This window comes from Enterobacter cloacae complex sp. 372C4 (assembly GCF_050030615.1).
Taxonomy (GTDB): domain Bacteria; phylum Pseudomonadota; class Gammaproteobacteria; order Enterobacterales; family Enterobacteriaceae; genus Enterobacter; species Enterobacter intestinihominis.
Window position 1 is genome coordinate 1,117,878 of the sequence record NZ_JBLGUQ010000001.1, and the last position, 20,379, is coordinate 1,138,256.

The window sequence follows — 20,379 nt, forward strand, 5'->3', positions numbered from 1 at the left end:
TTAATCAACTCAAACTGAAGGAAGTGGAAAATGACAACTCCGGTAATTTCTGGTGACGGCATCTTTTCTCATGTGTTCATTGGCGCAGCCGATGTCGAGAAATCCTCCGCATTTTACGATGTCGTCCTGGGCACGCTTGGTATCAATAACCTCGGCCCGTTTGGCAACGGCTGGGTACTCTATGGCCGCGAAAAGCCGGCATTTATCATTGCCCGTCCGGGCAACGGTGAAGCACCTTCCGCTAACGGGGTGACTGTCGGCTTCGCTGCTGCCACCCCGGAAGAGGTTGATGCTTTCCATGCTGCCGGCCTTGCCGCCGGTGGAGCTGATGAAGGTCAACCTGGCCCGCGTGGTCACCTTCCCGGGGCCTATGCTGCCTACCTGCGGGATCCGGCGGGTAACAAAATCACGGCGTATACGTTTATCTGACGTCCGGATTTAAAGATACTTCCCCTGGCTTCGGTCAGGGGAAATAACCATGAGATAACGGCTGATGGAACTCATTGAGCAGCATGCCAGCTCTGGCGGCTGGCAAAACGTGTACCGGCATTATTCACAATCCCTTAATTGTGAAATGAATTTCGGTGTGTATCTTCCTCCCAAAGCAGTAACAGAAAAACTGCCGGTACTATACTGGTTGTCGGGCCTGACCTGTACTGAGCAGAATTTCATCACCAAATCAGGTATGCAGCATTATGCAGCCCGGCATAACGTCATCGTTGTTGTCCCGGATACCAGTCCCCGGGGTAATAATGTCCCGGATGCCGACAGTTACGATCTTGGCCAGGGGGCCGGTTTTTATCTGAACGCGACGGAACAGCCGTGGAATGTTCATTACAGGATGTATGACTATATTCTCAGAGAGCTTCCGGATGTCGTCATGAATCATTTTCCTGCAACGGCAAGAAAATCTATATCCGGTCATTCTATGGGAGGGCTGGGTGCTCTGGTGCTGGCTCTGCGAAATCCTGGTGAATATGTGAGCGTATCAGCATTTTCCCCGATAGTATCGCCTTCTCAGGTGCCATGGGGGCAACAGGCATTTAGCGCTTACCTGGGTGAAAACAGAAAAACGTGGGAAGCCTACGATCCAGTCAGCCTCATTTTACAGGGTGAAAAATTACCAGAAATCTTCATTGATCAGGGGCTGAGTGACGCCTTTTATGAAGAGCAACTGCGCACCAAAATCCTTGAGAGAGTATGCAATGAGATGAACCTCAATGCGTCGTTCCGATATCATACTGGATACGACCACAGCTATTATTTCATTTCCAGCTTTATTGGTGAGCACATTGCTTACCATGCCAACAGGCTCAGGCTGTCAGCATGAGTTGATTTCCAGCCTCAGAAAATGTGCTTAATTTTCAGGCCTGAACAGGGCCTGAACCCTGCAGACCTGAGATGTACTGTAACTGAATCGCCACGGATAATCTAGACACTTCCGAGCCGTTGATGGACTGACCCCGCCCCGGTAGACGATCCTGCCCTATAGTTTGGACTGACCCCACGCCTGTAGACAAATCCTGTCCTCACGACGAGGCCTGTTCGAAGGCCTCCGGACTGACGTCGCCGAGGTGGCTGTGGCGCCGGGACCGGTTATAGAAGACTTCAATGTAATCGAAGATCCGCCCGGGCCAGATCCCTGGTTTTATATATGCGTTTTCTGATCCGTTCTTTTTTCAGCGAACTGAAGAACGATTCGGCCACCGCATTATCCCAGCAGTTGCCACGCCGGCTCATGCTCGGCGCCAGGTTATTGGCCCGGTAGAAGCGCTGCCAGTCGTCACTGCCGTACTGGCTGCCCTGATCGCTATGTACGATAACCTCGCTGTCTGGTTTTCGGCGCCAGACCGCCATCATCAGCGCGTCGAGCGCCAGTTCGCGTGAGAGAGTGGGTTTCATCGACCAGCCGACCACATTACGGGCGAAGAGATCGATAACCACCGCCAGATACAGCCAGCCCTGCCAGGTGCGGAGTAGAGTAAGAGGCAGGGCGTAGTCGGACTATTTCCCTGCCTCTCCTCCCCGAACCGGACGTGCACCTTTCAGCGCATCCGGCTCTCCATTTAAATGCTGGCGAACGCCATTGCCACTTCTGTAAAGCGCGATGTATACGTGTTTCTGGTCTCCGTCCTCAGATAGGGATTACCTTCGGGTAGCCGCCAGCGGAACAGCTTCTTGCCTTGCCCCACCAACCGGTACAGTATTTCGCCGCTGAGCTTGCCGTGATTGGTTTTACCAAATAAAACCCACGTTTTGCTCTGACCCGGTTTCGGTGATTTACACCACCACCTCATCAGGGAAGCGATACCTGTACGGTATTTGCGGGCCAGCCAGTGAGCCAGCTTCCAGAACACGACACGGTCGATATAACTGAAGACTTTGGCCTTAAAATCAACGAACTGATAGAACATAGCCCAGCCTTTCAGTTTTCGGTTGAGTTGTTCAGCCATATCGACTTTGCTTTCACTGTAGTTGCCTGATAACAGTGCTGTCAGCGATGCGGCGAAGTTTCTGGCTTTCTCCTGCGGGATCGTTGAGACCACTCGCATCTCGCCATAACGACTGCGTTTGCGAATGATCCTGTGCCCCAGAAAGATAAAGCCGTCATTAACATGGGTGATTTTAGTCTTATCCATGTTCAGCCTGAGTTTCAGACTGCCTTCGAGCACACCCCGACACTCCTCCCTGATGGCTTCCGCCTGTGCTTTGGTGCCTTTGACGATGAGGACAAAATCATCGGCATAGCGGCAGTACGCCACCGCGGGTTTCCACTGCCAGTTTTCTCTGACCGCCGTACTTCGGCCCCGTTGGATACTGTTATTCCAGTACCACCGATCTTTTCTGGCTTTCCCGCTCAGGTAGCGCTCATGCAGGTATTGATCGAACTCATTCAGCATGATGTTCGATAATAGCGGCGATATAACACCGCCCTGTGGTACACCTTCACTGGCCGCCCGAAAGAGACCGACATCGATATGTCCCGCCTTGATGGTTTTCCACAGCAGAGTCATGAAACGTGCGTCACTGATCCTGCGGCGTACAGCCTTCATCAGCAGTCGATGATGTACGGTGTCGAAGTAACTGGACAGGTCGCCTTCAATCACCCAGCGTCCCCGGGTTTCACCGCAGTCTGTGAGCTGTAATTTCACCGTGCGGATCGCGTGGTGGACACTGCGCTCAGGCCGGAAGCCATATGAGAGCGTATGAAAATCACTCTCCCATATCGGCTCCATCGCCATCAGCATGGCCCGCTGAACAATACGATCCCGCAACGCGGGGATACCCAGTGGTCGCAGTTTGCCGTTGCTTTTAGGGATGTAAACCCGTCTGGCGGGCAAGGGCTGGTAGTGGCCTGAGAGTAATTCATCCCTGAGGATTTGCAGCTCAACAGCCAGTCTGGCCTGTAGCATTGTTTTGTTCACGCCATCAACGCCGGGGGTATGGGCCCCCTTTGATGAAAGCGTGATCCGCGCCGCTTCAGCCAGCCATTCTGGTTGTGTTATCAGACGCAGCAGCCGTTGAATCCGTAGGGACGGATCGGTGGCTGCCCATGTGGCAAGCTTGCGTTGCATTTCGCTGATTATCAAAGGTCTTCACCTCGTTAGGTCAGTTAATTCACGTCGCAAACACATTCAAACTGCTTCCCTTCGCCATGTAATGGGCTTTCCCCATCGCGGACTACTACGGAAGCTCCGCCAGCCAGCGCGTCATCGGAGCCATGCCCCCTTAACATCCGTCGCTGACCTTCCCCGGTTTACCTGCCTGGACTCAGGCATACTGAGGAGGCTGCCCGTCGCACTCTTTATCCTTGCTTGCCGCAAGTTGGCAGAAGTCAGCAACGCAAGCGTGATAGACGCTGCTGCCCCGGTGTTTCGCATACATGTCAAAACACCTTCGACCGGCAGTGCTTACGTATCACTGCCAGTTCCTCCTGCACGGCCTGTCAGATCACGTAGGCCGTGGTGACGTTTTCAACCCACAGAGGCGGATTAACGGGTTCATGTTCTTCAGCCTTTCAGTACTTAACCTTGAGGATCATCTCGGCTTAGTGATCTCGCCTCAATCCCCGTTGTCAGCGGGTTACATCACCCTGCGGGCATGCCGCAGGTCACTGCCGCTCAGGTTCTCCACCGTCACACCCGGTGGGATTGTTGGGTTTCTCATCGTGAGTTACCGGTTCAATATTCCAGACAGACTCGCGGTTCATTTAAGCATCCATGCCCGCCCTGAACTCCGGGCACACTATAAGTAATATCGGTGACCCAGACCTGGGTGGCCCGGACAACGGTGAACTGCCGCTGCACGAGATTAGGAGCAACGACTGAAGGCCTGCCAGCGATACGACGTGGCGCTTTATAGCCGCGCACAGCTTTAATCCGGTCCAGTTGCATGATCCGACCCACCCGGTTTCTACCACAGGTTTCCCCGATTTCGTTCAGATCGCCATGAACCCGCCGGTAACCGTATACGCCTCCGCTCAGGGAATATGAGTCGCGGATAAGCATCAGCAGGCGCTGGTTATCTTTATCACGCGCCGAGACAGGGTTATGCAGCCACGCATAGAACCCGGCCCGGGCGACATTCAGTACCCGACACATCGTCATCACACCCCATACAGTTCGGTGCTCATTGATAAAGCGGTACTTCAGTCGGGCTCCTTTGCAAAGTACCGCGCGGCCTTTTTCAGGATATCCCGTTCTTCTTCGGTGCGTTTTAGCTGCGCCCGGAGTTTCAGGATCTCGCTTTTAGCTTCCAGTAAATCCCGGGCATGCTGCTCGCTGTTATCAGGTTTGATAGCCCGTAGCCACTTGTAGAGGCGGTGTGCAGAGACGCCCAGACGCTCAGATACTTAGGCGACGGAATAACCGCGTTCCGTTATCTGACGGACGGCTTCTTCCTTAAATTCAGGTGTAAATCGTGGTGTGCCCATACGCTCCTCCTATACTCAAACTATAGGGCAGGATCGTCTACCGGGGCGGGGTCAGTCCAGGGAGCCGTTAACGACCTGATGGCGGTTGTTCTGGAAAGCTATCTTCGGGAGGAATTCCCCGATACGGGCAAACGAAATGAGTCGCAGAAGAGGTCAATCGACGACACCATTTCGATAGTCCGCTCCTATCTCCGTTAACTCTGCCAGGCAGATGTCTGATGGGGTCTAAAACTGTAATGAAAGGAAATGACATATGAAATCACGTGCATTATTCATCTGTATTTTTTAATTGGTACCCGAAACCGCCTGAGTGTCGCCATCAGCTGGGTCTGGAACCACAGCGTCGCGTACCGGGGAGCCCGCATTATCACGGGAGCCAAATCTCCGGTCCCGGGTACGCCGCCAGCCAGTTCTCATACAGAAGGCGGATCCGCAGGGTACCGCTGAAACTTCAGCGGTGTCCCACATGGTACCACCGGGCCCAGCTTCAGCAATCTGTTTCCAGTCACACAAACGCTTTTTTCGACGGGCTTTCTGATCGAGCGGTCCGGCACACCAGATACCGTCACAAGAGGTGGCCTTATTAAGAGCGGACACACCTAGCACAGGAAATTCTATGGCAAAGAAACTTTTCGGTTATCATCCCATCCTGACTGACGACAACAATTCAGTTGTGATTCGCGGTGCTCGCGAGAACAACCTTAAAGAGGTGGATGTTTCCATTCCGCGCAACGCATTGGTTGTTTTTTCGGGTGTGTCAGGCTCGGGTAAGTCTTCACTGGCCTTTGGCACCATTTATGCTGAGGCGCAACGGCGCTACTTTGAATCGGTTGCCCCCTACGCTCGTCGCCTCATTGATCAGGTCGGGGTTCCGGATGTGGATGCCATTGACGGACTGCCGCCAGCCGTTGCGCTTCAGCAACAACGCGGTGCCAGTAACGCGCGCTCCTCTGTCGGCAGCGTGACCACCTTATCCAGTCTGGTGCGAATGATGTACTCACGGGCGGGCGCTTATCCTGCCGGACAACCGATGCTGTATGCCGAGGATTTTTCTCCCAACACGCCGCAGGGGGCATGCCCTTCTTGCCATGGTCTGGGCCATATCTATGAGGTAACTGAAACACTGATGGTGCCCGATCCCTCACTTAGTATCCGTGAAAAGGCTATTGCTTCCTGGCCCCCGGCCTGGCACGGACAGAATCTGCGGGATATTCTGGTGACGCTGGGGTATGACATCGACACTCCCTGGAAAAATCTGCCAGCGGAAGACCGTCAGTGGATCCTTTTTACCGAAGACACCCCCACTGTACCGGTTTTCCCGGGACTGAGTCCGGAAGATACGCGCGAAGCCGTCAGGAAAAAAATGACGCCGGGTTATATGGGGACCTTCACCGGGGCACGTCGTTATGTGCTACATACCTTCGCCAGCACGCAAAGCGCGTTGATGAGAAAACGAGTCTCCCGTTTTATGGAAGGCAAGCTGTGTCCGGTCTGTCACGGGAAAAGACTGAAGTCAGAATCATTGTCCGTCACCTTTGCCGGTGTGGACATTGGTGAATTTATGCAGATGCCCTTAGACCAGCTGGCGGAATTGCTCCTTCCAATCTCCCGGGGGGATTTCAGTGCCCACCACGCCGGCGCAGATGCCGACAGGGATATCACCCGTCGGGATCTGACAGAGCGTGCTGCATCCGGAAAAGCGGTCCATTCCGATAACGCCGATGTCTGCCGGACATCGGCGTTATCGGAAGAGAAACGACTGGCGGCACAACGGCTGACCGGTGGTGTCATGGCCCGGTTGTATCAGTTGCAGAAGCTGGGGCTGGGTTATCTTACGCTGGACAGAGCAACCCCAACTCTATCTGCAGGAGAGCTTCAGCGACTGCGTCTTGCCACGCAACTCAGTTCGATGCTGTTTGGTGTGGTCTATGTTCTTGATGAACCGTCTGCGGGTCTGCACCCCTCAGACAGTAAAGCGCTTTACGATGCGCTTGAGAACCTTCGTGATGCCGGCAACTCGGTGTTTGTCGTTGAACATGATCTTAACCTGATGCGACGGGCGCAATGGCTTGTTGATGTGGGACCGTCGGCTGGTGAACAGGGAGGACATGTTCTCTACAGTGGTATTCCTGAAGATCTGAAAGCCGTCACCCAATCTCGTACCGCGCGTTATTTATTTGATGAAGTCCGGCCACCACAATCTTTTGCCCGTATCCCATCCGGGTGGCTGAAACTGCAGGGGATCCATCGCCACAATCTTAAGTGGATCGATGTTGATATTCCTCTGGGTGTGCTGACAGCCGTGACGGGAGTCTCTGGCTCCGGTAAATCCAGTCTGATTGCCCAGGCCTTACCGGAACTGGTGCTTTCTTCACTTGGCGGTGAGCCAGAAGACGTGCTTTCCGAAGCCAGCGACGCTGAGGGGCCATCCGTAACGGAGAAAACGTACGGTACCCTGACCGGTGATACCGGACTGGTAAAGCGTCTGGTTCAGGTTGACCAGAAACCGATAGGCAGGACCCCCCGTTCAAACCTGGCGACATATACCGGGTTGTTTGATCCTGTTCGTAAGCTCTTTGCCGGAACGACTGACGCCAAACTCCATCATTACGATGCGGGTCAATTCTCTTTCAATGTGGCAAAAGGCCGCTGTGCAACCTGTGAAGGTGAAGGATTCGTCAGCGTGGAGCTGTTGTTTATGCCGAGCGTGTATGCACCGTGCCCGACCTGCCATGGCGCGCGGTATAACCGGGATACTCTCAGGATCTGCTGGCAGGACAAAAATATCGCGGAGGTCCTGCATATGACGGTGGATGAAGCCAGTCAGTTCTTTGCGACTGAAGAACCAGTGGCTCGTCCCCTCCGTCTGCTGAGTGAAATTGGTCTGGGCTACCTGCGTCTGGGACAACCAGCAACCGAGTTATCCGGAGGGGAGGCGCAAAGGATCAAGCTGGCAACCGAACTACAACGTAGCCAACGTGGCCACACGTTGTATATCCTAGATGAACCGACAACCGGCCTGCATGCTTCAGACGCCGACCGCCTCCTTGTGCAGCTGCAGCGGCTTGTTGATGCAGAAAATACGGTGATAATGATTGAACACGATATGCGGGCGGTTACTCAGGCAGACCAGGTTATCGACATCGGTCCTGGAGCGGGACATGAGGGAGGACGCCTGGTTGCCGCAGGAACTCCCGAACAGGTATCGCAGGTCAAAGAAAGCCGTACCGCACAGTATATTGCCAGGGAACTCTCACGGAACGGTTAAAAAGGGCTGTGTCGTCATTGCGTCAATGGCGGCACATTCCCGGCGTGTTCTGTATCAGTAATCTCCCGCAGGTATAATTTCAGCGCATCCCACTGGTTCAGCGCGTACGCGAACGCCTTCGACAGCTCCGAGTGCCGTGACAGCGTTTTCTGCTTTTCACGCAGCCAGCCCTCCAGCGCGGTCAGCAGCGGTACCGCTTTTTCCTGCCGAATGGCCAGCCGTTCCGCCGCGCTTTTGCCCCGGATGCCCGCCTCGATGCCATACAGCTCGCCGATACGGCACAGCGCTTCGGTCGTGGTGTCAGAGGGCGTCCGCACGTGCACGTCCGCCTGCAACACCCCGCTGAACCCCGCAAGATGCGACTGCGGATGTGTAACGCTGGCGTGATAGAAATTTTAAGTCAGTCATCAGGTGTCCACCTAATTAGGGGTCAGTTTGGATATCGAAAATTATTGTACGTCAAGGTTATTTTTTGACCTCTCTACTTTAGCGGGCCTCAGCCGACGAAACTTATCGGAAGCCGGTACCGGCCAGTCTGACTGAAGATGGAAGCAAAATTAATGCTGTGGGCTACCATACCTTCTTTAACAGGTGATTTGTGAACTGCAACTTCTCGGAACGGGAGTTTGCGCAAGGACCGGAAGTCCGCTTTTCGCTCATAGCGGACCGTTCCTGCGCACATGTCTGCTATGTGGTAGAGGCAGACAATACTTACAGCACAGGGCGTTAATAAATACGGAACAGATCAACCGCAGATGCCTCCTCCTGAATGTATTAATTTTGCTATCTCGTCGGCAAAATCAGGGAACAAGTCTGGATATGGAAGCGCCTGGCAGCTGAAAGTATGAATAATAACGCCCTGACAGGATATTTTATTGCACCCTGTCAAAAGTCATACATTCTTTCCCGGTTTTTGCTTTCTCATACCGGATAACTCTATTTAAGGCTTAAGGATAACCTTCGTCCATCCTTCATCCCGCTCATCGAAGTGCTTATATCCGGCAGGAGCCTCTTCAAGCGAAAGACGATGAGAAATTATTTTGCCCGGACTGGCTTTATCGTGATGGATGAGGCGAGACAGCTGACGGTTATAGGCCTTAACGTTCGCCTGGCCGGTACGGATTGCCTGTCCTTTAAACCAGAAACTCCCAAAATCAAATGGCATCTTACCCTCTCTGGCAAGCTCCGATTCAGCCCCCGGATCCTGAGGAATAAAGACGCCAACCACACCAATTCCCCCGGTTGCTTTCGTCGACGCAACAAGACTGTTCATGGTAACAGAGTTATCTTCATGGCCATGTTTGTTACAGCACTGATAGCCAACACATTCGCAGCCACAATCCGTACCGCGTCCATCCGTCAGGTCGAGAATTTTTTGTACAGCTTCATCGCCAGTAGCATTGATGCCCGTCGCCCCCATTTTTTCAGCCAGAGCCAACCGGTCTGTGTGCGTATCAACCACAAACACCTGTGAAGCACCTTTAATGATCGCCGAATGAGCTGCCATCAAACCGACCGGCCCCGCGCCATAAATGGCCACGCTTTCACCAGGCTTCAATCCGGCAAGTTCTGTTGCATGCCAGCCGGTAGGAAAAATGTCAGAGAGCATCACATAATCATCTTCTTTTTCTGCCGCATCAGGGGGAAGAACAAGGCAGTTAAAGTCGGCAAATGGCACCCGAAGAAGTTCCGCCTGACCTCCCTCCCAGGGACCCATTTCAGCAAAACCATAAGCTGCGCCTGCCGTACCCGGATTGGTAGTGAGACAAAAGCCGGTCAGACCTTTTTCACAGTTTTCGCAAAAACCACATCCCACGTTAAACGGCAGACAAACATAGTCGCCCACCTTAATACGTTCAACGCCTGAGCCAATTTCGACCACTTCACCCAGGTTTTCGTGACCCAGAATCCGTCCCTGTTCAAAGCTGGTCCGGCCCTCATACATGTGCAAGTCCGACCCACAAATGTTGGTGGTGGTGATGCGGACGAGTACATCCGTGGGGCGGACAATTTTCGCATCCGGTACGTCTTTTACTTTTACATCATAAGGACCGTTGTAAATTACTGCTTTCATGATCTTCTCCTTCTTGCGTGCGGAAAGGAAATGCTGCCCCGCGGATTGGGGTATCAATCGAGTTTAGCTGCCATAACAGATCTCGCGATCGGCGAAAGGACGATTAGGATGTTTCTTAACTAAGTGCATTGAAGTCTGTAAGACAGGTACTTACCGATGAAGGCTGCCTGGAAAACGTAAAAACATCACACGTTAATCCGGTTTTTTTAAGCAGGCAAGGGATTACGGACAGCTTTGAGCGAGAAGCGGATAAAGTAAATCTATCTCATTTCTGCATTGTGCCAGAAGTAGACATAGGTGAATTAGGTAACCCTAGAGATGCACTTTGAATCAATGATATGAAATGCTGAAAAGGTAATTAACTAATTCAAAATTTGAATAATCAGTTATCTCTTCCATGCTTAATACGTAACCTTAGCTAAGGAGAAATTATGTTAGACGAATACAAAAAATGCATCGAAGCCTGTTATCTATGTGCAACGGCATGTGATAACTGTGCGGCTTCGTGTCTCGACGAAGAGAATCTGGAGATGATGCGCGAGTGCATAAAACTGGATATGCAGTGTGCAAATATCTGCCGTCTTGCAGCTCAATTCATGACACTAAATAGCGGGTCTGCCCAGGATCTTTGCCGTCTTTGCGCTGATGTTTGTCAGAAGTGCGGTGACGAGTGTGGAAAGCATGAACATGACCATTGTCAGGATTGCTCAAGCGCTTGTCATCACTGCGCCGAACAATGCAGAAAGATGGCCGCCTGAGAAAAACTCAAATTACCAAACCCGCTTCGGCGGGGTTTTATATTCCCGGTAATAAGTCGTAGAAGGATGAGATAGATGAGTTTAAGAGTACGGGCGGGAAATAGATCTACTCGAAAGTACTAGCCTCAATGACAAATTCTGGCACAGATTATTTGATTGGCTCAATGTCCGTTTTCGCTGACAGCGGACTGCACCCCGCCGGGGTGACCGCTTCGTGCCAGAATTGGACGTTTCCAAAATCTGCATGCACTAATCGGTGGAGAGCAGATCTCACTGCATAGCCATGCAGACGCGCAGAAATCATCAGGGGCGTTTGAAAGGTGCCGGAAACAGGCGGGAGGCCGCAGAAACGTGCTGAGGGCGCCTGCGGCGGTGCGCCCAAGGGTTGTTATGTTTAATATGGCAGAACTTTCCTGTCGCTATCATTTTGACGCCCGCTATTCGCTCATAGATATGCCTGTCGCGTTTGCGGCTTTACTTGTTATACCCAACCTGCCTGATTTTTATCGCCAGCATCCCGGAATTGAAATTATCCTGAGCAGCTCAGACCGCCGACGGAATATGCTGCATGATGGCCTGGACTGCATACTGAGGGTGGGGGAGCTGGACGATGGCGACTATATCGCAAAGGAGGTGGGAACCGTTAAAATGACGACCTGCGCCAGTCCTGCGTATCTTGATCAACACGGCACCCCGGAAACAATGGACGAGTTGCAGCAGCATCAGGCCGTCAACTGGATTAACAGCAGCAACAGACAAGTTATGCCCTGGACATTCGGGACGTCAGAGGGCTCCACCGAAATTGAACTTCCAGGCAGGCTTGTCGTGGATAACTCAGAAGCCTACATTGCAGCAGGCCTGGCGGGGCTGGGAATACTACAGGGCATGAATATTTTTTTGCAGCCTTATCTCGATCGCGGGCTGTTGGTAGAGGTTCTGCCAGATAATACGTCCCCGAATCGCAAACTGTAACTTCTGTATCCGCACCGCCATCTCTCCCGAAAAGTACGGGCGTTTACCGACTGGCTGGAAAGTTTATTGTAAACGCCTGGGGGCCTGCAGCCTGCTGGTACGTGCGCTGCCTTTTATCGGCCCGCCAGCTTCTGTATGGCTTCACGGACAGGAGCATCGCCAGACGTCAGCTCAATGATGACGCGGCTGACGGCAGGTTGCTCAATGAGTTCAGCCAGCGTAGCCGCCACGTCATCACGGGGCACGTTACCATACGGGATGGCCAGGCCGGCACGTACATAACCCGTACCAGTCTTATCCTGCAGCGCGCCGGGGCGCAGGATCACCCAGTCAAGCTCGCTTTGTGCTAGTTCCACATCGGCCATTTTTTTAACACGCATATAATTTTCGAATGATTCAGAAGTGGTTTCTCCCCGTGCGGACTCCGGGAATGCAGAAACGAGCAGAAAGCGAGACACACCGGCACTGAGGGCGGCAGCTACCGACTTTTTCAGCCCTTCGCCGTCGACCGCATTGGTCATCTCCTGTCCCCCCTTACCGCCGGCACCGGCAGTAAACACCACTGTATCACTACCTGCAAAGTGCATCGCCAGCGCAGCTGCATCCAGCTCTGTCAGGCTCCCACTGACGGGCTCAGCACCCAGCTCGCCTAGCAATGCCTGCTGCTCTGGCTTACGGTAGAGGGCACGAACAGCATGCCCCCTACCTGAAAGGATCCTGCACAGACGCTGGCCGATTTTGCCTGCACCACCGATAATGAAAACATGAACCACAGTTGTCTCCTTCTGGGGTTATGATGTGTCCGAAATTATAACCTGACATCAGGTCAGTTCCTTTGAGCCTGACCGATTGCACTGCATGCTGCTGCCAGCACCAGACAGCTGGTCAGATACTCAGTTGTTCTTATAGCTGAGAACAACAGCCGTACCGATTTAGCTCTCCCGTCACGATGAGAACTCCTGAACCGGTTACACGCAATGCCGGCCAATATCTTCCGTTATATTCGAAAGATCCACGCAAGTTACTGAAGTGCGAGGGACGCAATGTGTACCTTGAACGAACTGAAGTCAGCGGAACCCTGAAGGTTCGATTCCATAGCGTTCAGAAAACTGCTTGCTGAAGCTCGATAGTGAATTGTAACCCACCCGCCCCGCGACCGTTTTTACCGGCAGCGTCGATGTCATCAGCAGGCGGAGAGCCTCCGCGATACGTGCATCGGCGATAACTGAGCGTAAGCTGGTTGACTCACTGGCCAGGTGGCGCCGAAGCGTGGGGCCACTGAGTCCCGTCAGATCTTCAATTTCAGCAGCACTCCAGGGATGAGCCGGTTTGTCCGCTACCATCTGACGGATTTTCATGGCCAGACTTGGCTGCCGGGCTCGCAGCAAAGCATGGTATCCCATGCCATAAAGCCAGAGCACCACTTCAACCATGGCGTGCAGGGAAAGCGGACGCTTCCCTTCCCGCATTGCGGCTGTCCAGCGGTTAAGGGGTGAAAGAAGAGCTGATACGGAAATGGCTGCGATGCTGCCGGTGTCCTGTGGTGGTGGTGCGGCAAGTAACAGCCTGGCTGCTTCAAGCTGTTCCTCCGCGAGCACCACGCTCAGGGCAACAAACTCACCACTTTGTTCTGAAGGGGCATATTCTATATCGATGCTACGGGCATTCGGGACGACCATAATCTCGCCCGGGATCACCCGGTGCCATTTCTCATTTTCACGATACCGGAATTCTCCTTCCAGCGGGAAGGAAAGGGTCGCACCTTCCACCTCGAACTTCTTTACCTGATGCGTCTGTTCTGCGCGAAGGCAATCGCAGGGAAGTGGAAAACGGGAGCGTGCCAGGGTAAGAAGCTCAGCGAGGAGATCATCAACGGGAGAATCGGAAAAGCTGACTGTTTGCATATTCATCCGGAATTTGACTTTGACCGCTATTATACGTCGCCATATACAAAAGCATACAGCGACGCGTGCGGTTGTCTATTCCCGGATGACAAAAATCAGGCCGATTATAGTTATTGCCATACCCACAAGCATGGGCAATGTAATGGCCTCTCCAAACAGCAACCACGCTTCAGCTGCCGTGAGAATGGGAACCAGGTAAAAGTAAGTAGCGACTTTGGTTGCTTCACCGCTTCGTATCATAAAAATCAGCAACATAATCGCCAGAACCGATACGCCAATAACCAGCCAGCCCAGACCCAGCGCAAATGATAAGCTCCACTGCGTCGGAGCAGATTCGAACATCAGGCTAATTGCACCCATCGATATTGTCAAAGTGACGTACTGTAAAAACGTGTTCGCAAAGATATGTCCATCTCCCTGAGCACGGCGCTGATAAAGCGCTCCGATCGTTACGCCAAATAACCCCAGCATGACCGACCCAAAAGCCACAGGATCCAGTGCAAAACTATGCTGGCCTGGCGAGAGCACCAGGAAAACGCCCGCAAAGCCAATCGCAATACCCAGCCATTTCCGGGGATGCAGGGACTGACGGTGCATGAGTGAAACCAGTATTGCAGTCAGTACCGGCTGCAGGCCGGTGATGAGCGCCACAATGCCTGACGGCATGCCACGATGGATGGCATAAAAGCATCCGCCCAGAAAGAAGCTCTGCAGGAAAAGTCCGACAATCAGGTTGCGAACCATTCCTCTGCCGGACGGAAAACGGGCCCTGAACCCCAGTGTAAGCAGCAGAAGGACCAGACAGGAAAATGCGCCACGCAGGAATAAAAGATGAAACGGCGCGCTGTACTGCACGGTAAATTTGGCTGCGACAAACCCTGACTCCAGAGGAATACAAAAAGCCAGGGCGCAAGAGTAATGAGCCATTTTTTTGTGAGGCAGTGATATTCATAGTATTGCAGGTGGGTTCTTGTCGGGCGATATGAAAGGGGATCTTCCCGGTCACTATTGTGTGCACCGGGAAGGAAGGTGATCAGACTGCGGGTGACCACAGGTCGTAATTCAGTGCGAAGCTGTTACCTTCACGGATAACCTTACCGGTAGTAGGCAGGTTGAAGTGCATACCACTGACAGCCAGGTTATCGCTCGCTGCGCGGTCAAGCACTTTGCTACGGATGGCCGCCGCCGCCGCAGGATCGCTGTCGAACGCGATAGTAACGTCAGGCTGAGCAACCTGAATGTGCGGGAAGTGAACAATATCACCCCAGATGAGCAGCGACTCTTTTTCATCACCCAGCAGATAACCGGTATGTCCTGGTGTATGGCCGAACAGCGGTACAGTCTGAATACCTGGTAAAATCGCTTCCTCGCGGAATGGCACCAGTTTGTCGTCATAAGCGCTGAAGGCGTTCCTTGCTACTTCAAAGAACGGCTTGAATGCGTCAGGCGCGCCAGCGGAAATGGTTTCATCACGCCAGAAAGCGAGTTCTTTCTCATGCACAAACAACTGCTGAACATTGCGGAAAACGGGAGTCTGCAGGGGGCCTGCAAGCCCGCCGATATGGTCAGGATGCGCGTGAGTCAGGAGAAGGGTATCAATCTGAAGCGGGTCAATGCCTGCCGCGGCCAGGGCTACCTGAAGCCGACCGCCCCAGCCATTGATACCTCCGGCACCACTGTCAATCAGGATGGTTCGCTCAGGCGTCTGGATAACGTAGACGTTGATATTAATACGGGGTACTGCTGGCACACCGCGCTTCTGCAGTAAATCCTCGGCACGTGAGCCGTCAATACCAGACAGCAGCTCAAAAGATACGTCCAGATAGCCATCACTCAGCATGGTCACAGTCATGTCACCTACTTTTTTGCGATTGATAGCCGGGGCCTGCCAGTTCAGTTGTGAAGTCATATTGGTCTCCGTTACGATTAGAGGTCATCAGGTTTTACTTTAGCAATAGTAACGAAATTTCTGGTTCGAACTGCTCATCCTGCTACGTAAACCGCTCATTCTTAAAATCCGGAGCACAGCAGGTTATATTGCTTTTGCCTTTCTCATGTAAGGTGTCGGTATTATCTTTACCGGAGCCTGTAATGGACATTATTGGAATTATCATGTCGGCGGGAAAAGCCTCTGACCAGTCCTCAAGCACCCGACAATAGTGTCCCGCCTCAATCCCCGCCAGGGCAGAAGACTCCGGCAGGTAGGCCAGGCCGTAGCCATCTTTTACTGCCTGAAGCATTGGATAAATGCTTGAAAAAGTAAGCTGCCCGTCCACTTTTTTCACAATCTCCCCCTGCCTGACAAATTCCCAGCCATACAGCGGGCCTGTGGGTGACAGACGTATATTGATGCAGTCATGTTTTTCCAGCTGAGAGGGATGTAGCGGCAGACCTCTTTCTGCAAGATAGGTGGACGATCCAATGACGACAAACCGTATGTCCGGTGCGATTCGGACGGCCACCATATCCTTTAATATGTCATCACCAATTCGGACTCCGGCATCAAAATTGCCCTCAACAATGTCGACAAAACCGTTCTGCTGCGACATTTCCACCTTGATATCCGAATATTTTTTTAGTAACGGTGACAATCGTGGCCAGAGACATTCATGAATCATGTGATCTGATACCGTAAGTCTGACCAGCCCAGCCGGTGTATGGCGCAGTCTCTGAAGAGCTGTCACGCCCGCTTCAATGCGCGCAAGACCGGGTTCAAGCGTCAGTAATAATTGTTTACCGGCTTCGGTGACAGCCACCCGCCTGGTTGTACGCATAAGTAACGGCATGCCAACGCGCTCCTCGAGACGACGTATCGTGTGTGAAAGCGTGGATGCCGAGATCCCGAGGCGGACAGCAGCCCGTGAAAAACTGCACTCCTGTGCTACTGCCATGAATGCAACATAGTCATTAAAATCGTGACGCATACCGTTCCCGTTCAGGATCTCCGATAACATTATCAGAACCATTTAGGTTCATGATGCCGATTCTGTGAGCCATCAGGCAACCCCCCCGTTCCGCTCATCCGATCATAATTTTTATAAATCTAGATATTGGTAAATCTCAATATGTGGAATAAAGTGTCGTGGTTCTGCGGCTACATCGGCCGAACGACGACATGCCAGGTCGTAAATGCTGAGACATGGCGTTTCAGTGATATTGAAAATTCGCTATATCAGGATATGTAATGAAGACGAAAAACCTGTTCTCTCCCACCAGACTAGGTCCCTACACCCTGAAGAATCGTGTTGTACTTCCGCCTTTAACCCGCTCACGGAGCTCACAACCGGGTGATATTCCGAACGAACTGATGGCTGAATATTACGCACAGCGCAGCAGTGCCGGGTTTATGGTGACCGAAGGAACACAAATCGAACCTCGTGGGCAGGGTTATGCGTGGACCCCGGGGATCTACAGCTCACGGCAAGTGGAAGGCTGGAAGAAAGTGACGCGGGCAGTGCATGAAAAAGAAGGCATCATTTTTGCCCAGCTCTGGCATGTCGGAAGAGTATCCCATAACTCCCTGCAGCCATGTAACGCCTCGCCTGTCGCTCCGTCGGCGATACCGGCAGGGGAAAACGTTAAGGTATTCATCGAAACCGGGCCGGGAGAGGGTGCGCTGGCTACCGCTTCCTGCCCCCGCGCACTGGAAAAAGAGGAAATTAGTGAGATTGTCAGGATGTACGCCGGGGCAGCTCAGAACGCCCTTGATGCCGGTTTTGACGGTGTGGAAATTCACTGTGCAAATGGATACCTGGTTAACCAGTTCATGTCATCCCATAGCAACAAAAGAGAGGATGAATATGGTGGCTCATTACATAACCGGCTGCGGTTTCTGCGCGAAGTGACGCAGGCTGTCGCTGATGTGGTCGGTAAAGACCGTGTGGGAGTCCGTTTTGCTCCGCTCTTTCAGACCACGGATGAAGTAAGGGTCTATCTTGGCCTGGTGGAAGATGATCCCCATGAAACCTATACCGAAGCCGTTAAAATTCTTGAAGAAATCGGAATAGCCTATATTTCTCTTGCTGAAGCCGACTGGGATGATGCTCCCGAATTGCCTGAAGCATTCAGAGCTGAAGTCCGTAAGTTATTCAGCGGTGTAATTATGTATGCCGGGCGATATACGCAAGAAAAAGCCGAACGGATTATCGGTGCTGGCTGGGGAGACATTATCGGATTTGGCCGCCCGTTCATAGCTAATCCGGATTTACCGCAGCGCCTTTATCATGAATGGCCACTGAATCCGGTCGATCCAACAACCATGTATGGTGGAACGGCAAAAGGCTACACAGATTATCCCGCCTTTGGCTAACCATTCTTATGAGCATCAGCTTTTCAAAAGCTGATGCTTAACGTAGAGAAGTATCGTAACATTGCAATTCCTCAATGCGACAAGTGACAGAGTTTATGCCTGATATTGATTTGAATGACGTGATTAAGGCGCTGGGAAACCCTGTTAGAAGAAAAATTCTGCATATGCTCAAGGAACCGAAAATACACTTCCATCAGCCTTATGCTGATGCGGACGAGTTCGGTGTGTGTGTCAGTATCATTCAGGAAAAGGTCGGGCTCTCACAGTCTACCGTTTCTCTTTACCTCTCAGCTCTTCAACGGGCACAACTTGTTACTTCTCAGCGCATCGGTCCCTGGACGTACTACAAACGTGACAATGATAAAATAAGGGTTGTTCTTGAGTTGCTGAAAAATACAATCTGATACAGGACTGAGCACATTCAGTGTAACAGTACCGGGGGTTCGTACTTGCGATCCCGGCAGGCATTCCATGAAAGCGCACTAATTCCTCAATATCAGGCTGCAGACCGGTCATAAGAGGCTAATAGTTTTGCAAAATATCCACCAGTTTGGGTCAAATCACTCTGTCGGTTGGTGTGCATACTCGGTGCAAGGACCTGCAGATATTTAAGATGGCGGATAGCTTGTTACAGTGCCGCTGATGACATTCCGACCCTGTTGCCGTCCGGGTAAGATAATACCTCTGACAGCGGTCATAAAAGCCCAACATAATTGTCTTTCGAGCCATATATTAATCGCTCATCGCGCTCTCTTTTTCGAAGAGGTGTCACTTAATCATGATCGGTCAGTACAAAAAGACAGTGCTTTTCCAAATTCCGGACGGTTGTATGCGAAAACGGTGAAGCTCAACAAATGGTGTCATCGCTGTGCAATGCTCTGCGGGCTCATTCTTTCAGTTAACTGTTTGGTTACAGCTTCAATGAAGTATTTCAGTTAATTCACAGCGAGGGTTTGAGGAAACCACGCTGTGATTACCCAACGCTCATCCGGAGCATCCGGATTGAACTGTCGCTGGAGCTTGTTGGGCGACACGATACTGGCCTCGCCTTTACATGCCCTCGGGCTCCGGTATCCGACCTGAGCCTTTATCCCGACACGTTTCATCAGTCGCCAGACTCTGTTCACTCCGCACTGTTGCCCGCTGTCCCGCAGATCCAGATGGATTTTGCGATAACCATAGACGCATCCCGATTCCAGCCAGAACTGTTTAATCTGTCCTGTCAGTCTCAGGTCTGCCTGATGGCGTTGTGAATGCGGCTGCTGAAGCCAGGCGTAAAAACCACTGGGATGTTCATCCAGCACCCGACAGAGCAGGCGAACAGGCCAGCAATAGGTGTTGTCACGAATAAAGGCGTACCTCAGTCGGACAGCTTTGCGAAGTACGCCGCGGCTTTTTTTAATATGTCCCGTTCGTCGGTAACCCGCTTCAGCTCTTTCTGAAGACGGCGGATCTCGGCCTGAGCATCTGACTGTTCTTTATTAGTGGAAGAATCCGGACCGTAGTTCTTTATCCAGGCGTAAAGGCTGTGGGTGGTGATATCGAGACGCGTTGCAACGCTGGCAACAGAATAACCGCGATCAACAACCTGTTTGACTGCTTCAATTTTAAACTCTTCAGGATAACGCTTACCGCTCATGGGCACCTCTCTTTAAGTCATCTTAAATGACTCTGAGGTGTCTGTTAAACCTGTGGCGATTCACCTCGCGTCCTTCCGTTCAGTATAGCCTCAGTCCCTGACACCACCCGAGAACGGAATGACGTCCCCTTTCTCCCTCCCGGTGTTGCGTTCAAGCTCCCTGACATACTGCTGTAAAAGTATAAGGTTATGTAACAGCTCTACATTTTCAGCCATCATCTTTTTGATTTCTTCCCTCAGCTCATTTCTCTGACGGCGATACTTTTCTTTCAGCTTGATCTGCTGCTCAATGCCCTGCTCATCAACCGGCGCGGTGCCCTGGCACGTTTTTTTCAGACTGCGGATAGCCTCCCTGACCTGCCTGTACTCAGGACAGTTATAATTCAGGGTGCCGTTTGCCAGCCCCGCTCGTTTTTCCACAGCATACTGGCTGATACGCTCCCCTGATAACATCAGTTCCCTCAGGGCCTGCTCTGCTCTTGCCTGTGTTTTTTTAACCCCCGACTGTTCGTTCGTCATGCT

The 20,379-nt window shown here is 52.3% G+C and carries 14 protein-coding genes and 5 pseudogenes; 7 read left to right on the forward strand and 12 right to left on the reverse strand.

Features of this window, described 5'->3' with window-relative positions:
* Window positions 1-30: 30 nt before the first annotated feature.
* Both ACQG11_RS05345 and fghA read left to right on the forward strand, forming a co-directional pair.
* Window positions 31-429, forward strand: coding sequence for a VOC family protein (locus ACQG11_RS05345; RefSeq protein WP_012561111.1), 399 nt, complete (start codon window positions 31-33; stop codon window positions 427-429).
* A 64-nt stretch (window positions 430-493) separates the two neighbouring features.
* A complete protein-coding gene (gene fghA, locus ACQG11_RS05350; RefSeq protein WP_012561110.1) occupies window positions 494-1,330 on the forward strand; it encodes an S-formylglutathione hydrolase in 837 nt (278 codons plus the stop codon).
* 199 nt (window positions 1,331-1,529) lie between these two features.
* On the opposite strand, the pseudogene ACQG11_RS05355 reads toward fghA, so the two are convergent.
* The 3 genes and pseudogenes from ACQG11_RS05355 to ACQG11_RS05365 all read right to left on the reverse strand — a co-directional run.
* Window positions 1,530-1,986 (reverse strand): annotated as a pseudogene (locus ACQG11_RS05355) (IS3 family transposase); the annotation flags it as partial.
* Between the two features lie 80 nt (window positions 1,987-2,066).
* The gene (gene ltrA / locus ACQG11_RS05360; RefSeq protein WP_001189111.1) at window positions 2,067-3,575 is read right to left on the reverse strand and encodes a group II intron reverse transcriptase/maturase; all 1,509 of its coding nucleotides are present in this window, start codon (window positions 3,573-3,575) and stop codon (window positions 2,067-2,069) included.
* Between the two features lie 672 nt (window positions 3,576-4,247).
* Window positions 4,248-4,933: pseudogene (locus ACQG11_RS05365) on the reverse strand (IS3 family transposase); the annotation flags it as partial.
* A gap of 616 nt (window positions 4,934-5,549) precedes the next feature.
* Between ACQG11_RS05365 and ACQG11_RS05370 the strand changes: the two are divergent.
* Entirely contained in the window at window positions 5,550-8,201 is a 2,652-nt protein-coding gene (locus ACQG11_RS05370) for an excinuclease ABC subunit UvrA (RefSeq protein ID WP_012561117.1), read from the forward strand.
* A 71-nt stretch (window positions 8,202-8,272) separates the two neighbouring features.
* Here the strand turns inward: ACQG11_RS05370 and ACQG11_RS05375 are convergent.
* Window positions 8,273-8,572 (reverse strand): annotated as a pseudogene (locus ACQG11_RS05375) (IS66 family transposase); the annotation flags it as partial.
* Window positions 8,573-9,141: 569 nt separating this feature from the next.
* Window positions 9,142-10,275 carry a glutathione-independent formaldehyde dehydrogenase gene (locus ACQG11_RS05380; RefSeq protein WP_022651297.1) on the reverse strand — a complete coding sequence of 378 codons (1,134 nt, stop codon included), beginning with the start codon at window positions 10,273-10,275 and terminating at the stop codon, window positions 9,142-9,144.
* Between the two features lie 431 nt (window positions 10,276-10,706).
* On the opposite strand from ACQG11_RS05380, the gene ACQG11_RS05385 reads away from it, so the two are divergent.
* Complete coding sequence (locus ACQG11_RS05385) at window positions 10,707-11,033, forward strand: four-helix bundle copper-binding protein (protein ID WP_022649401.1); 327 nt, start codon at window positions 10,707-10,709, stop codon at window positions 11,031-11,033.
* Between the two features lie 447 nt (window positions 11,034-11,480).
* Window positions 11,481-12,077, forward strand: a pseudogene (locus ACQG11_RS05390) (LysR substrate-binding domain-containing protein); the annotation flags it as partial.
* Window positions 12,078-12,118: 41 nt separating this feature from the next.
* Here ACQG11_RS05390 and ACQG11_RS05395 read toward each other — a convergent pair.
* The 5 genes from ACQG11_RS05395 to ACQG11_RS05415 all read right to left on the reverse strand — a co-directional run bounded on the left by ACQG11_RS05395 (window position 12,119) and on the right by ACQG11_RS05415 (window position 16,833).
* A complete protein-coding gene (locus ACQG11_RS05395; protein WP_007897903.1) occupies window positions 12,119-12,778 on the reverse strand; it encodes an SDR family oxidoreductase in 660 nt (219 codons plus the stop codon).
* Window positions 12,779-13,072: 294 nt separating this feature from the next.
* A complete protein-coding gene (locus ACQG11_RS05400; RefSeq protein ID WP_023279881.1) occupies window positions 13,073-13,909 on the reverse strand; it encodes a helix-turn-helix transcriptional regulator in 837 nt (278 codons plus the stop codon).
* Between the two features lie 75 nt (window positions 13,910-13,984).
* Window positions 13,985-14,836 (reverse strand): DMT family transporter, encoded by an 852-nt coding sequence (locus tag ACQG11_RS05405; protein ID WP_023279882.1) that lies wholly within the window; start codon window positions 14,834-14,836, stop codon window positions 13,985-13,987.
* A 106-nt stretch (window positions 14,837-14,942) separates the two neighbouring features.
* The gene (locus tag ACQG11_RS05410; RefSeq protein WP_017384065.1) at window positions 14,943-15,818 is read right to left on the reverse strand and encodes an MBL fold metallo-hydrolase; all 876 of its coding nucleotides are present in this window, start codon (window positions 15,816-15,818) and stop codon (window positions 14,943-14,945) included.
* 82 nt (window positions 15,819-15,900) lie between these two features.
* Window positions 15,901-16,833 carry a LysR family transcriptional regulator gene (locus ACQG11_RS05415; protein ID WP_158002126.1) on the reverse strand — a complete coding sequence of 311 codons (933 nt, stop codon included), beginning with the start codon at window positions 16,831-16,833 and terminating at the stop codon, window positions 15,901-15,903.
* 260 nt (window positions 16,834-17,093) lie between these two features.
* Here ACQG11_RS05415 and ACQG11_RS05420 point away from each other — a divergent pair, with 260 nt between their 5' ends.
* Both ACQG11_RS05420 and ACQG11_RS05425 read left to right on the forward strand, forming a co-directional pair.
* Window positions 17,094-18,218: an alkene reductase gene (locus tag ACQG11_RS05420; RefSeq protein ID WP_023279877.1), complete on the forward strand. Its 1,125-nt coding sequence runs from the start codon at window positions 17,094-17,096 to the stop codon at window positions 18,216-18,218.
* 95 nt (window positions 18,219-18,313) lie between these two features.
* Entirely contained in the window at window positions 18,314-18,622 is a 309-nt protein-coding gene (locus ACQG11_RS05425; RefSeq protein ID WP_032415288.1) for an ArsR/SmtB family transcription factor, read from the forward strand.
* Window positions 18,623-19,168: 546 nt separating this feature from the next.
* On the opposite strand, the pseudogene ACQG11_RS05430 reads toward ACQG11_RS05425, so the two are convergent.
* Window positions 19,169-19,857, reverse strand: a pseudogene (locus ACQG11_RS05430) (IS3 family transposase); the annotation flags it as partial.
* A 90-nt stretch (window positions 19,858-19,947) separates the two neighbouring features.
* On the reverse strand, window positions 19,948-20,376 hold the full coding sequence (locus ACQG11_RS05435; protein WP_017384060.1) for a hypothetical protein: 429 nt from the start codon (window positions 20,374-20,376) through the stop codon (window positions 19,948-19,950).
* Window positions 20,377-20,379 lie beyond the last annotated feature (3 nt).